The sequence below is a fragment of the Dyadobacter sp. 3J3 genome (assembly GCF_009801115.1).
In the GTDB taxonomy this organism is placed as follows: Bacteria; Bacteroidota; Bacteroidia; order Cytophagales; family Spirosomataceae; genus Dyadobacter.
In genome coordinates this window covers 49,444-63,646 of record NZ_VTOL01000013.1, presented here as the reverse complement: position 1 = coordinate 63,646, position 14,203 = coordinate 49,444, and the positions used below count along the sequence as shown (strand labels likewise).

At 38.6% G+C, this 14,203-nt stretch carries 14 protein-coding genes; 7 read left to right on the top strand and 7 right to left on the bottom strand.

Translation table 11 applies throughout. From position 1 onward, the window contains the following. Positions 1–365: 365 nt before the first annotated feature. Positions 366–1,955, bottom strand: coding sequence for a gliding motility-associated C-terminal domain-containing protein (locus tag FZF08_RS24565; protein ID WP_159474954.1), 1,590 nt, complete (start codon positions 1,953–1,955; stop codon positions 366–368). A gap of 334 nt (positions 1,956–2,289) precedes the next feature. Here FZF08_RS24565 and FZF08_RS24560 point away from each other — a divergent pair, with 334 nt between their 5' ends. After that, entirely contained in the window at positions 2,290–3,261 is a 972-nt protein-coding gene (locus FZF08_RS24560; protein ID WP_159474952.1) for an aldo/keto reductase, read from the top strand. Further along, on the top strand, positions 3,262–4,089 hold the full coding sequence (locus FZF08_RS24555) for an AraC family transcriptional regulator (RefSeq protein ID WP_159474950.1): 828 nt from the start codon (positions 3,262–3,264) through the stop codon (positions 4,087–4,089). 374 nt (positions 4,090–4,463) lie between these two features. On the opposite strand, the gene FZF08_RS24550 is transcribed toward FZF08_RS24555, so the two are convergent. Together FZF08_RS24550 and FZF08_RS24545 are read right to left on the bottom strand one after the other, a co-directional pair. Beyond that, positions 4,464–5,033 (bottom strand): DJ-1/PfpI family protein, encoded by a 570-nt coding sequence (locus FZF08_RS24550; RefSeq protein ID WP_159474948.1) that lies wholly within the window; start codon positions 5,031–5,033, stop codon positions 4,464–4,466. A gap of 1,232 nt (positions 5,034–6,265) precedes the next feature. Further along, the gene (locus tag FZF08_RS24545; RefSeq protein ID WP_159474946.1) at positions 6,266–7,426 is read right to left on the bottom strand and encodes an NAD(P)/FAD-dependent oxidoreductase; all 1,161 of its coding nucleotides are present in this window, start codon (positions 7,424–7,426) and stop codon (positions 6,266–6,268) included. A 92-nt stretch (positions 7,427–7,518) separates the two neighbouring features. Between FZF08_RS24545 and FZF08_RS24540 the strand changes: the two genes are divergently transcribed. After that, positions 7,519–8,481, top strand: coding sequence for an AraC family transcriptional regulator (locus tag FZF08_RS24540; RefSeq protein WP_159474944.1), 963 nt, complete (start codon positions 7,519–7,521; stop codon positions 8,479–8,481). Between the two features lie 54 nt (positions 8,482–8,535). On the opposite strand, the gene FZF08_RS24535 is transcribed toward FZF08_RS24540, so the two are convergent. Beyond that, positions 8,536–9,393: an AraC family transcriptional regulator gene (locus FZF08_RS24535; protein WP_159474942.1), complete on the bottom strand. Its 858-nt coding sequence runs from the start codon at positions 9,391–9,393 to the stop codon at positions 8,536–8,538. Positions 9,394–9,667: 274 nt separating this feature from the next. Between FZF08_RS24535 and FZF08_RS24530 the strand changes: the two genes are divergently transcribed. Beyond that, positions 9,668–10,201 carry a carboxymuconolactone decarboxylase family protein gene (locus tag FZF08_RS24530; RefSeq protein WP_159474940.1) on the top strand — a complete coding sequence of 178 codons (534 nt, stop codon included), beginning with the start codon at positions 9,668–9,670 and terminating at the stop codon, positions 10,199–10,201. A gap of 26 nt (positions 10,202–10,227) precedes the next feature. Next, positions 10,228–10,398 carry a hypothetical protein gene (locus tag FZF08_RS24525; protein WP_159474937.1) on the top strand — a complete coding sequence of 57 codons (171 nt, stop codon included), beginning with the start codon at positions 10,228–10,230 and terminating at the stop codon, positions 10,396–10,398. 130 nt (positions 10,399–10,528) lie between these two features. Here the strand turns inward: FZF08_RS24525 and FZF08_RS24520 are convergent, their stop codons facing one another. The 3 genes from FZF08_RS24520 to FZF08_RS24510 all read right to left on the bottom strand — a co-directional run bounded on the left by FZF08_RS24520 (position 10,529) and on the right by FZF08_RS24510 (position 12,855). After that, a complete protein-coding gene (locus FZF08_RS24520; protein WP_229216682.1) occupies positions 10,529–10,768 on the bottom strand; it encodes a pyridoxamine 5'-phosphate oxidase family protein in 240 nt (79 codons plus the stop codon). Between the two features lie 22 nt (positions 10,769–10,790). Next, on the bottom strand, positions 10,791–11,417 hold the full coding sequence (locus tag FZF08_RS24515) for a pyridoxamine 5'-phosphate oxidase family protein (protein WP_159474933.1): 627 nt from the start codon (positions 11,415–11,417) through the stop codon (positions 10,791–10,793). 169 nt (positions 11,418–11,586) lie between these two features. Continuing rightward, complete coding sequence (locus FZF08_RS24510) at positions 11,587–12,855, bottom strand: outer membrane beta-barrel protein (protein ID WP_159474931.1); 1,269 nt, start codon at positions 12,853–12,855, stop codon at positions 11,587–11,589. Positions 12,856–13,373: 518 nt separating this feature from the next. Here FZF08_RS24510 and FZF08_RS24505 point away from each other — a divergent pair. Continuing rightward, positions 13,374–13,904: a DUF2975 domain-containing protein gene (locus tag FZF08_RS24505; protein WP_159474929.1), complete on the top strand. Its 531-nt coding sequence runs from the start codon at positions 13,374–13,376 to the stop codon at positions 13,902–13,904. A 3-nt stretch (positions 13,905–13,907) separates the two neighbouring features. Then, positions 13,908–14,141: a helix-turn-helix transcriptional regulator gene (locus FZF08_RS24500; RefSeq protein ID WP_159474927.1), complete on the top strand. Its 234-nt coding sequence runs from the start codon at positions 13,908–13,910 to the stop codon at positions 14,139–14,141. Positions 14,142–14,203: the final 62 nt, after the last annotated feature.

Genomic DNA, 14,203 nt, shown 5'->3' with positions numbered 1-14,203 from the left:
CCGATCAATCAGCGTATCCTTCATTTCCTATTTTTCAGAGGTAGTTCAAACATAAAACTGGCTATGCCACGATTTAGTATTTTAACTATACACCCATCCAAATTGTTATAGTTTATTAAATTACAACAATTACTAATAATTTAACTTACCTCCTAAACTGGAATTTATTTAACATAATTTTAATATGGATGTCTGACGGGTGCTTGTCTGACTCACGGAAGGTATTTTCTAATACTAATTTAAATCGATTTTATTTGAGACAGATCTTTTAGCTGAGATCTTGCTATTTGTATGCTAACTTTTTGCGCAGCCTAATATGCAGCAAGATTCAAAAAAACAATGTCGCTAAGACCAAATATCAGCTCTTAAAGTATAATAATCGTACTGTGGTAAAGGTAACTTTGGCCAGAAGATAGCTGTACCCTTATTTGGTAAGTAAATAATCCATTTAAAATAATTCCCTTATAACTACCGTCCCAAAGAATCGTTCCGCTTTGCACACTTCCTGGCTTGCTGTTAAAAATAACTTCACCCCACCGATTGTAAATTGTCAGCTCCTTTATATCCAGACTGGCAACTGGAAAGTAAATAGTCCAGCTATCGTTTATTCCGTCATTGTTAGGGGTAAATGAAGTAGGTAAGTAAAGCTGCTGACCGCAGGGCTCGTCAAGATTAATGTTCTTTTCAGTAGTGCAGTTCGCATCATCTTTTACAGTCACAATGTAATTTCCTGCCGAGAGTCGGGCAAACGACGAATCCTGCTGATAATGCTCACCATCAATACTGTAAAAATGGTTTCCCCTGCCAGTGATAGAGATAGTTAGGCCGCCATCCGACAAATCACAAGTAGGCATATGCTTGTCAATATGCGTAATTATTGGTCCTTCACTGTCAGCAACTGCAATTAACTGCGTGTCGCTGCAGCCATCCTCATCCTTTGCTGATACTTGATAATTACCGGCATACAAATTGTCAAATACAGGCAACTGCTGATCAGAGTGACCTGTGAGCGAATAAGTCAGCTGTCCATTTCCTTCTGCATCATTGACTGTCACCTGGCCATTGGGTTTGCCACAGCTGGTAGGAATTAGTCCAACTGCATTTAGTTGAAGTTTTATGCTATTTTTCAGGGAGATCTGCTTCGAAACGGTACATAAGCTATCGTCTCTAACCGAAACTTTGTAAACTCCACCAGATAGATTTTCAAACCAACTAGCATCCTTGAAATCAATACCATTTAGGGAATAGCTCAAAATGCCTGTTCCGCCATAGGCGACAATACGCAGTGATCCATCTGTGCTACCACAATGAGGTGAATTTGAATCAATAGCCGAAATTATCGGTGATGTCTGCCCATCCACTGTTATATCAATTGAACCCCAACAGTTAGCGGCGTAAACTGCCAGCTTGTAAGTACCTGCCGAAAGATTTGTAAAAACCGGAGAGAGTTGTAAAGGGCCGTCATCTAACTGATATCGCAAAGGATAGCTAACTGATCCACCACGGGCACTGACGGTCATTGTGCCATCATTTTTCCCGCAACCGGCACGAGTTGTCTTAACATCGGTTAAAAAATATTCCACGATTTCAATAGTGATGGCCTTGACAGGCGATTCAATTCCCTTGATCGTTTGACTTAGAAAATAGGTGGTGGTTTTATTTAGCAGAGAAGGATTATAGCTGTTGCCTTGCGCAAGCCTGGTTAATTTGCTAGCATCGGCATACCAGGTAATATTTTCACCCGTCACAGTTAAGATAATCGGATTAGTATCCCGGCAATATGTATCCGGTGTCAGTAATACAATCGAATCAAAATCTGGCTTAACCAAAACATCCTTAAAGCTTACCATCATTGGCTCTGAATTTGCAGCATTTGCGAAACAAGCTAATGATAAAGAAACAATTACCAGCAAAGAAAACCACTGAATTGCAAAGATCCGATACCTGTTTTTCATCACCACCTGCATAGGCCTAATTTCCGGACAAATTATGGTTGTAAACAATCACACAAGAGCAAAGCTCCTCTGGTCTACTTATCATTGAAAAGCGAAGTTATAATATTATATAACCCTGATTTCCTGAAAAAGCAATTCTCCATGGCAGGTATCACAAAAATCACAGCCAAGTTGAATAATTGAGAGAATACTATAAATTTCTTATTGAACTTAATCCTATACTTTCTCCGACAAAATCATTTTCTCGACCCCTGAAATCAAAATGAGCCGTAAGGGCAATATATTTGAGCCGTGGAAGAAACTATTATGTGTTTTGAAGTTTGATCTTTGTATCATGAAAAACATCACAAAAATTCAGTTGGGTCAAAATGGCCCTTTAGTGTCAAGACTTGGTTTGGGCTGTATGCGTATGTCCTCTATCTGGGGCGGAACTACGCCTGACGAAAAAGAAAGTATTGCCACGATTCATGAAGCCTTGAATAACGGTATTAATTTTTTGAACACCGGAGACTTTTACGGCGCTGGTCATAATGAAATGCTTATAGGCAAAGCCATTAAAGGAAGGCGCGACGATGCCTTTATCAGCGTAAAATTCGGCGCAATCTTTCACAATGGTCAGTGGCTTGGAATGGATTTGCGCCCAATGGCTATCAAGAATTTTATAAACTACTCCCTGAACCGTTTGGGTATTGAAACCATTGACCTCTACCAACCCAGCCGAATGGACGGTAGTGTTCCGGTGGAAGATATCATCGGAACGGTCGCAGACCTGATTAAAGAAGGTAAAGTACGATACATTGGCGTATCGGAAATTACGGCTGACCAACTTCGTAAAGCAAACGAAATTCACCCCATAAGCGCACTGGAAATTGGCTATTCGCTGGCCGACCGTCAAATAGAAAGCGAGCTGCTGCCAGCAGCAAAGGAATTAGACATTGCAATTGTGGCCTTCGCGAATACAGCCGAAGGATTATTAACCGGTGAACTGCAAGCACCGCTAGCAGAAAATGATCACCGTAACCATTTCTCTCGTTTTCAAGGTGAAAACCTGATTTCCAATTTAAAGAAAGTAGAAATACTAAGGCAATTAGCCCTTAATAAAGGTTGTATGCCCACACAGGTTGCAATCGCCTGGGTGAAGGAGCAAGGCGATCAAATTATGCCTTTGGTAAGTATGAGTCGCAGATCGCGCCTGCCTGAAAACATTGCAGCAATGGATATTGTATTTACTCCGGAAGAAATGAACACCTTAAACACTACTTTTGCAATCGGCGCCATTCATGGCGGCACTTACTTACAACGCTAAATGACCAGTCCAGCAGAAATTCTTCCGGGAGTGATTTTCTATTCTTACCTCTCCTCTGAGCGGAAAGAGAAAGTATGTTTCTGGAACCACCATACGTTAATATTGCAGGTTTCTGGGCGGTTAATCTTAGAAACTTCCGGGCAAAACATGTCAACGACCGGTAGAGAACTGCTTCTGGTAAGCAAAAATCAGCTGGGTACACTCACCAAAACACCGCTGCCTGGTGGTAACTATGAAACAATCGTAATATCCCTGCAAGAAGACCTTTTACGCAAGATTGTATTGGAAGAAAAGCTTGAAGCTGACCAGAAATATATTGGCCCACTCAATATCTTAATTCCATATAACGAATTCCTCCAGGGATATTTTCAGTCTATTATTCCATATGCGCGAAGCTCAGGAGCCGCTATGACGGATGAAATGGGTATACTGAAAATAAAAGAAGGAATTAAATTATTACTACTGGCCGTACCAGGCCTTCGTAATTTTTTATTCAACTTTGCAGAACCTTGTAAGATCGACCTGGAAAAGTTCATGCTCAGTAACTTTCATTTCAATATTCCTATTGAAAAATTCGCCCAGCTTACGGGACGAAGCCTGGCAGCATTCAAACGCGATTTCATGAAAACATTTGGTACTCCACCTCGTCAATGGCTGCAGGACAAACGGCTTACAGAAGCAAAACACCTTATCGAAACCAAACATCAAAAACCTTCGGCCATTTATCTTGACCTGGGGTTTGAAAGCCTCTCACACTTTTCATATTCTTTCAAGAAGAAGTTCGGCATGGCACCTACCGCACTGCGTTCTGATCTTTCTACGAAGTGATTTACCTGTTTCAAAAACCAACACGTTTCAATAATGTGCTATAAACGTTCTTCGCAGATCTGGTTCATTATTTTGTCGAAGAATACCAGGGCGTCAAGTAAATATTTTTGTTTTTCGTAAGTATTTATAATCCGATAGAAGACATTTAACGAATGCACCCTCTTGATTTCCTGTTACAGGTGTAGGATATAACTTCCTTTTGACCTCATTATACTCTTTGAGCGACATTTAGCGATCATATTACGAATGAAGCAAAGATGGATAATTTTGTCCGGATCTTTGTCCATATATTGGCTTAAAACAGTACTCTTTTGTTTCTGCCTTCTCCACCAAAAGAATGAAGAAGGCAGAACAATAGGCTACCGATTTGGCATCTAAGCTTCCATGAGTTCTACTTTTTTAAAACAGGCAAAAACTTCGCGATAAAACTCTGGGTGTGATTGCCAAGTCTGTCCGGTTATAATATTTCCGTCGCGAACTGCCTGTTGTGTAGAATATATGCCACCACCCATTTCAATTTCGGTTCGCACATGTTCGTAAGCCGTTAATTTTCGATTCCTGGCTAATCCGGCAGTAACCAGAATCTGGATACCATGGCAGATGGCAAAGACCCATTTCCCCTTCCGGTCAAATTCACGTACTACTTCTAACAGCGCAGCATGGTTACGCAGGTATTCGGGGGCACGGCCACCCAACAGCAGAATGGCGTCATAGTCATCTACTACCACCTCCTCGATCGTCATGTCTGAAACCAGGCAATAGCCAGGCCGCTCTACATACGTATCCCAACCGGATTCGAAGTCGTGCATCACCAGGTTAAGCCGGCGTTTGCTGGGGGCAGCAATCCTCACGATGTCGCCTTCTTCCTGAAAGCGATGAACGGCGTAGAGCGTTTCGTAACTTTCGCCACCATCCCCGGTGACGAGCAAAATTTTGCGATGCATAATGTAATGAATTTAAAACATGGAGTGATAATAACACCATTTTACCCGGCTAAATAATCAAAAGTCCAAACCTATCCCGTCCTACCTAAAATAGTTAGTTTTCATAGTTTTTTGCCGCAGAATGACTTTTTGAGCAGATTCAAAACCAGGTAATTGGTAGTTTAATGTGATAGCTTAGTCTTAAAATTACTAAACCAGCAACTCTCCTCTACGCCTCCACGATGGTTGATGACTCCATCAACTTTCACTTTACCAGTTGACCGAGCAGAGAAAAATTCGAGTATTGCGGTAAAATATTTTCACATAACAGATGTAAAAACCTCAAATATGTCAACTTCACAATCAGCTTTTTTCTACAATATCTGTTGAATCTGCAAGGAGAATTACCCGGATCCGGTCACAACAAGCTGATGTAATACCGATATACCTGATCTGTAACTCCCACATTATGAGACCCAATTTGAGTCTGTTCACTTTTTGTATACTTTCTTTTTATCGTCGTTTACCTTTTGTGTACCTGTAATAATTGCAACAGCTTTTTGTCAGCTCTAAGTTTGCATTGCCTTCCGAAACACAGCAATATGTTCAGGTCAGGCAAAACAGTTTACAGTTTTTACAATCAAAATTTTACTTCCGTTGCTATGGAAAATCGCTTTAAAAGTAATCTCTTTTTATTTGTCGGACTTACCTCCTGCATTTTCAATCTTAATCTGGGAGAGTAGCACTAAATACCGTCACTCCCCAATTTCAAACTCAATTTTCAATTAATTATTAGTCATGAAAAAATTATTCACAACCGTATCACATCGCTATATCCTGAACACGTTGATCACAGGAATTCTCCTCTTGAATATCTTCAATGCGAACGCCCAAAATAACTGGGAGAATCATTATCCTCTGCCAGGTAAGCAGCTTTTCGACGTTGCCTATGGAGCAGGAAAATACATTGCCGTAGGTTCGGCAAGTATCATTCGTACGTCAACAGACGGTGTTGAATGGACAACGCAACCGACAAATTTGAGCGAGTACGGAGCATTGAGCAGCATTATTTATGTAAATGGCAGCTTTATCGCAGTAGGTACTGGCGGCATAATTGTCACTTCTGTTGATGGCGTTTCATGGACCCAGCAAAATTCAGGAACAACCCGAAATATCAATGGCATTGCGATTTTAGTCATAGTTAGTGCACCAAGGTGCGATTTTTTGTTTAAGGTGTTTTTTATAATCGGCAGTTACTTAATTCCAAATACCCCCAGCATTTTTTCAAGTGCTTCTTTGGAGTGCATCCGTTCGCCATTTTCAAGTGAATGTTTAGCTGCCATTGCTCCTCTTTTTCGCATTGTTACTTCGTAAAAAGAAATAGCTTCGAGCACATTACTGTGTTTATCAGATGTTAAACATTCACACAATTCCAAGGCATCAAACATGGATGTGTTTGCACCTTCCCCGGCAAAAGGCGGCATTAGGTGAGCCGCATCTCCAAGTAAGGTTAAGTTGGGCAACGTTTCCCATGTTTGGTCCAAAGGCACACAATAAATTGGACGCGGAATAATGGGCATTCTAGCCTTTTCAAATAGCTGGTGCCACATACTACTCCATTCGCTATATTCCTTTTTAAACCACTGCAACATTTGTTTTTGATCAGAAAAATCCAATTTGCTGTCTGAAACCCAGTTTTCATCAGGTTTAAAACTTGCATAAAAACCCAACCCATCATCACCTTTCTGGCCTCCCAGAATATTTTTCCCATTTCCGAAAGCCATTATCTTTCCTCCATTCAGCAAATCATAAATTTCGGGAATCGCTTTTTCTGCATTATCAATATTGATTTCAACCATTGTAAAACCGGAATATAATGGCTTGATGTCTGTGACGTAGGGACGGATTTTAGAATGAGCGCCGTCCGCTGCAACAACAATATCGGCATAAGCCGAAGAGCCGTTTTTAAAATATATCAGCCAGCCATCATTTTGTTTTTCCATCGAAATAAAATGACTGTCCCACACAATTGTTTCCGACTCCAAAGATTCCAAAAATATCTTTCTCAACGCTCCCCTGTCTATTTCCGGACGGGAAGGTTCATCTGCGAAATTTTCATTTTGACCGGATTTATGATCGCTGAAAATTATTTCTGCGTGTTCATTTACAATGATCTTTTTATCTGCGCCCCTGCGTACATTTTTTTTAAACGCTTCAACCAAATTTGCCTGGCGAATAGCAGCCCACCCTGATTCCTCATGCATATCAAGAGGTGATCCCTGGATTCGGGCTTCTATATCAAAATCCCGTTCATATACTTTTACATTTACTCCTTTATGTTGTAAAAGCTTTGCCAGCGTTAACCCTCCCGGGCCACCTCCTATAATGGCTATTTGTTTATTATTCAGTAACATGCCTGGTATCATTAATCGTACAGACAAAAATATTCGGTATATTAGAGATAATATAATCAAAAAAGACTCAAAAATAGCCGTAACAGACTTTTATGATCACACACCAGGAACCAACAGTTCCAAATATTTTAAAAGGATTTGCTCATTTACTTGGGGCCGATATAAAGAACAGAAGACTGGAAATCCCTGAAAAATTTGGGAAGGGTTATTGCTCGGGATTTGTTTTTAACGAACATATCCGAATGCTAATCCTCAATTATGAATTAAATGAGGATATGATTGTCGAAAATCCGGGCAACGATTCAGGTGCCAAAATGATACTTTTTAAATTTCAGAATATATTTCCCAAAACGGAAAAAGTATCAAATGTGGATCAATTTATGACAATTCCGTCTGTTCTGATTGCCACTATACCTATCAACACAGATGCGATTCTTCCGATTCATACCCATACAGCTACGATTAATATAGAGATGGATGCGAACTATTTGAATGGATTATTTGACACGTCAGAAAAGTCGCCGGTTTTGCAAAGTCTGTTACAGAATACGCAGCCATTGGTATTTGAACATATGATAAATCCTTCTTTGCAGAAAATTGTAGATGAAATTGTATTCGAACCTATTGATCCAACTTTTCAATTATTTTTTCTGAGGGTAAAGGCAGAGGAACTGATTTGCAGATTATTATTGGAACTGGACAGGCGGAACGAAAAGAATATCTATGATCTGAACGCACAGGATATACAAATCCTTTACAAAATAAAAGATCAAATGCTGACAAATCTTGCGACGCCACCCGTCATAAAGGAATTGGCAGCCAACGCCCACATGAGCCCAACCAAGCTAAAACGATTGTTCAGCCAAATTTTTGGTAACAGCATTTTCAATTATTACCAACAATTCAGAATGAAAGAAGCTGCACTTTTGTTAAAAACAGAAAAATTATCTGTGTCAGAAGTAGGTTACCGACTGGGTTTTACCAACCTCAGTCATTTTTCAAAAGTTTTTAATGATCACATCGGGATGAAGCCGAAACAATATAGCCGTTCTTAATCAAGCTTTTAAGCTTAGGATTGGCTATGCAGGAAATCTCAAGTAAAAACAGGATTATTTTACCAGTTCAAAAGATATACCTTCACTTTCCCATTTTTTATAAGATTTGATATTTTGTCCGGTGACGTTTTTAAAAAAGTGGCTAAAATGCCCCGCATCTTCAAAACCCAATTCATACGCTATTTCTTTTGAGGACTTATCCGTGTAATGCATCAGTCTTTTTGCCTCGATAATAATCCTGTCGTGAATAATTTTCAACGGTGATTTGTGATTACTGCGCGCAAAAAGATTGGATAGCGTTTTGGGTGATTTATTTAATTCACCGGCATAATATTGCACTTCGTGCTGCTGTTTAAAATTTCTCTCAACCAGCATATTAAATTGTCTGATCAGATCAAACTTATTATCCGGATATAGATCCGCAAATTGCTCCTTAGCCAGCCGTGTTGTGATAATAATCAGCCGCTTCAAAAGCATCTGAAGCATCTCGGTCTGAATATCATCCATGGTTTTGAACTCTTCAATAAAGATACTTTTCAATGTGTCAAGTTTTTGCTGATGTATTTGATCCATCCGGATAAAAAGATTTCCAAAAGAGCCAAAAAACAAAAAACCTGCACAACCCACTTCTTTATCGTGATCGATGATACAGTAAAAATCACGATTATACTGCCAGGCAATTATATCAGAAGCCTTTTCAAAAGAGAAAGACTGGTTTGCAAACAGCGGTAAAACACTATTTGAAGTAAATTTAAATTCTATTCCATCTATCCAAACCTGCTGGTCCGGGCCCTGATTCCAACAAAGGGTAAAAACATTTCCATTTTGCGCAGCTGATTGCCGAAATGACGTTTCATTTTGAATAAAAGTAATTTCACCGCCAGTCCGCGAATCTGTATGTTTAAGTATCATTTTAAGTCTGTCAAAATGTAAAATTTTTAAGAATTTACCCGCGTCAAACCGAATTTTTTACATGAATAGTTCTTCGTTTGTTTGCTATATCCAACTGTAAAGTTAATCTGAGATTTCTATTGGATACGGTATTAATCAGGGCTTGAATGGTATTAATTATTATTGGAATAAAAAGGGAATTTTGACAATTCTTAGGGAATAATCTACATTTTTTAAGGGATACGGATCCCACAACTTTGTAATGTCAATAACGACAGACAAAACATTTCCAAAAATGAAAACTTTCGAGGTTCCAACAAGAGAAGAAGTTAGTCCTTCTAACCAGGTTTTATTTGATAATTTAAAAAAAGGCATTGGGATGGTCCCAAACTTATATGCTGCCATGGCACTTTCCCAAAACGCATTGGCAACATTTCTTAATTTATCCATGGCTAAAAGCTCTTTGAAAGCAAAGGAAAAAGAAGTAGTAAATCTGGTGACAAGCCAGGTTAATAATTGTGATTATTGTAATAGCGCACACACTGCCATCGGGAAAATGAATGGTTTTACTGATGAGCAAATACTTGAAATCCGAACAGGCCAGGCTAGTTTTGATAAAAAACTGGATGCGCTCGCGAAGTTCACAAAGAATGCTTCGGAAAATAAGGGCCACGCAGGCGAGGCAGTCATTGAAGAATTTTTTAAGGCAGGATATACCCAGGAAAATCTAATTGATGTATTACTTGTTGTAGCTGAAAAGGTATTCACCAATTATTTGTATGCAATCACAAATGTCCCGATTGACTTCCCGATTGCACAAAAGTTATAGTGAAATCATAAAGAAAAATCAATTTTATGGAAACTGAAAGATTAGTGACCTCAATCCCCAAAGTGGAAGAAGATCAACTCCCTTTTGTCAATGAAGAATGTGGAGATACCATGTGGGACGATGTTTTGGCAGAACAGGATAAAATAAATGCCGCCAACGAATCTCACGATGAGTCGGCCAAAAAACGGGGAAATTAATTGGTAACAGTTTGATTGGACTAAAATCCTGGGCAAGCAAATAAATGGAAATCGTGAACTGATTCCATCTATTTGCTTGCCTAAATTTTATTTATTTAATCAGTAAAATAAATACAATCAGATCATCACGTTAAGGGTTATACCGTGAATAATCAACAAGCTGCATCGAAAAATTTTTGATCGATTTTTCGAAAATCACCTTTTCTATGTGAAAATGCCAGTAGCGGTTTGTTCCGCCTGTAAAAGAACCTGCTTCTTCATCGTTTAAAAATATCTCTGCCTTGCCTGATAATTTCATCGTTTCACCATTGTTGAAATTGACAAAAAGTAATCCTGCCTGCGGATTTTCATGAAAATTACCCAGCGTCATAAACATCGAATTTCCACTATAATCAGGTATTCGTAATACGTTTTTCCGCTGCCCATGAAATAAATCCAGGATTTCCGCCCCGGTGTGACACATCCAGATTATTATCACTATCAGAACTTGCTACAAATACTGTATCCGCCTCTGCAATCCATTTTTTCATATCATTGCTCGCCGGTTCGGCAAGTGCATCAGGCGATATGCTTTTTCTTTTTTGAATATATTTTGGACAATTTGGATAAGCCTGTTCAATTTCAATCTTCCAAAGTTTGTCAGGTTTGGTGATATTGCCATTGACCCTGAACCTTCTGCGTGATGCCAATTCAATAAACAACAGACCGATCGAGGAGTTATTCAGTATGTTTTTCCAGAAAATATCATCTGGATTGGAATTAAGAAAATCTACATTTAAAAGTAAATTGCGAGAATCCTGTATGTCCAGAAAACCAGGATTTCCTGAAAGTACAGAAGCCCAGAGCATACCTTCCTTATCTTTGCTTGATACAAAAAAGAAACTTTGGCTAAGCACAAAATGAAGCGCACCTCCCACGATACTATCCCTCACAATTGAGCGATTCTGCATCGCAAAATATTCTTCACCAGTACTTTGCTGAACATACAGCTCGCCTTGATGAAACACTGAATCTGACATGGCAATTTTAAATAAATAACTTAGATTCAACTAATAATTCAAGCTCGTCTTAATATTATTAAGCCAAACGCCTTACATGAATAAACTATTTCTTAATTATAAAAATCTTTCTAAATGTCTGAGCTATCTAAATAAATAACAAAAAGAACAGATCATGAAATGATGCTTTTTATTTTAAACGGTATGATAACAGCGCGTAATACCGTCTGACGCCCGTCCTCAGATCGTTGTAAGCCGACATTCCATTACCACGCTCACAACGAACCTCAAAAGAAAGCTTTTTGACCATACCACCGATTCCAAACAATATTCCTTGCTCATATTTCCTGGTCTCCTTGATCAATTTACCTTCTGTAACTCCTCCCTGATTTGAATAAAAATAGGTTACGGTTTTGTTATAATTGTTCTCTGACAGCGCAAATCCATTCGAAATTCCGGCATTTAAAAACAAAGATACCGCACGAAGCGGAATGGTATATCGGGCCATATTATTCAATTTCAGATAGGAATATCCTATGCTCAAATCCGTGTAGGAATGGTCCTGGTCACTGACATATTTTTCAGTATGGTTTGTAACTTTGTATGAAGAAAAGAATAATTCATTATAAATAGACACCTTTTTCTGTGTACGCGGTAAGACCAGATTCAGGAACACTCCTCCGGAAATCTGGCGTGATACAGGAAAACTCCCTTTCATAATAAACGCAGCAGTTGGCCCCTTTAAATTTAATCTTGTAACAGAAAGCCCCGCAATGACGCCAAATTCGGTTTTAATGCCATCAGCTTTATAAACTATGTTCGAATTCTTTACAGAACATTTTTGATAATATATTTCAAATAACCTCATGATAGCGGCTTGAGAATAATTCAGCAGCGCCGTTTTTCCAACCACCGCAGGACAATCGCCCAGATATTCACTTAGTTGCTGTTTGTACGTATCAATTACCACTACGCCTGATTTATCATCCTGACGAAACTCATAACGGTAACTGGTCAGCGCTTCATAATTAGCATCATTTTTAATATAAAAGTGCTCTCTTCCCTCCTCGCCTTTGAGAAAAAACAAGCTCTTCGGGCCTGAGGCCAACACTCTTAAAAAAACAGTATCTGCATGACTTTTTGGAATTGGAGAAGTCGAAAGTTCCCCGGTTTTATTTGGGGTGTCGTCTATCTCGACAAATGCCTTTATGTAATTTTCATCATGTACCTGAAAGGAAGACAATTCAGCCAAACCATAGATTTTTTCAGCGCCGTTGACAGCCGATTTGAAATTAATTTTCTCTGGATTTTTTGACCAGTTCAGATACTCAATAGTACCATTAAGCGTATCCCGGTTCGCTTTTACAATGTATCCGGGTTCATAGTTTTTCTGTGCGTAAACAGATTGACAAAAGGTAAGTGATAATAGAATTTGAAGTAAATTAAAATTAAATTTCATGAGGGAAGTTAAATGTTACACAGATAGATTTGAGGTTTTATAACCACAAATTACTTTCTTAAAAATTACCTTGCAAAGAAAAGCTGGCTACTAAATAAATAATGGATACATTTCAATATTAGCAATGTCTGGTTTAAACTGATAATCATTTAATTATATATCAATAAAGAAAATGCAAACTCTTTAAAATTTAAAAAAGGATTGTTATTTGAATTAGCTATTAATAATTCAGGGCCTTCCCTATTACGATGCTTGTAATAAAGAATAAAATATTGTTTAAGACGCAGCAAATTGTATCCGGGAAACTTGTTATTTATTGTAACTATACCGCGTGCAATTTAGACTTCAACAAGCATCAGAAAACTAACAAACTCATAATGGGGCACAATCGGCTTCCACAGCAACTCTAACACTTTTTAGACAGATTGATGGTGTGATCAATTTTATCGATTAAAATGTTTTATTTATTGATAAACAATAAATATTTATCTACCTTTGATTATTCAATCAATCTTATTATGGAAACTGATACAAGAACAAAACAGATCTTAAAAGTAATGTACGTCCTGACATGGATCGCATTTATTGGTTTAATGATAGAAACAGGAGCAATTCTGGTTTCTTATGTCGTAAGTTGTTTTAATCCCGGAGCAGCGAAAAATCTGTACAAAAATCTCAATTTACAGGAGCTTAGAGCTTTCAGTCTTGGACAATACACCATGTCAGTCTCCTTTGTACTCGCAATATCAGGAATGAAAGCATTTGTTTTATTTCTGGTCATCAAGGCCCTCTCCAAGGTCAATCTGGCTAATCCTTTCACAAGTGAAGTAGCCCGTTTACTTGAAAAGATTAGCTACATTTTATTGGAGATATGGATCATTGTCGTGCTAAATAACGAACATGCTGGCTGGTTGTTAAAAAGAACAGGTATTACAAGTGAATCCAGGTCAGCGGAAGAATTTATTTTTATGGCCGGATTGGTGTTTATCATTTCCCAGATTTTCAAACGTGGCGTCGAAATGCAATCAGAAAACGACCTGACCGTATAAGCCATGCCTATAATCGTGAATCTGGATGTGATGATGGCTAAACGAAAAATGTCATTGAATGAGCTTTCTGAAAAAGTTGGACTGACGCTTGCGAATCTTTCTGTACTTAAAACTGGAAAGGCCAAAGCAATCCGGTTTACTACACTGGATGCTATATGCAAAGTTTTGAACTGCCAGCCCGGGGATATTTTGGAGTATACGGAAATTGGTGTGGATTTAGAAGTTACTGAGAATTAAGTTGTTGTTAAAGTTAGGTCAGGATTTGTCATTTTTTGTCAAGAGTTGTCATGTATAGGTGG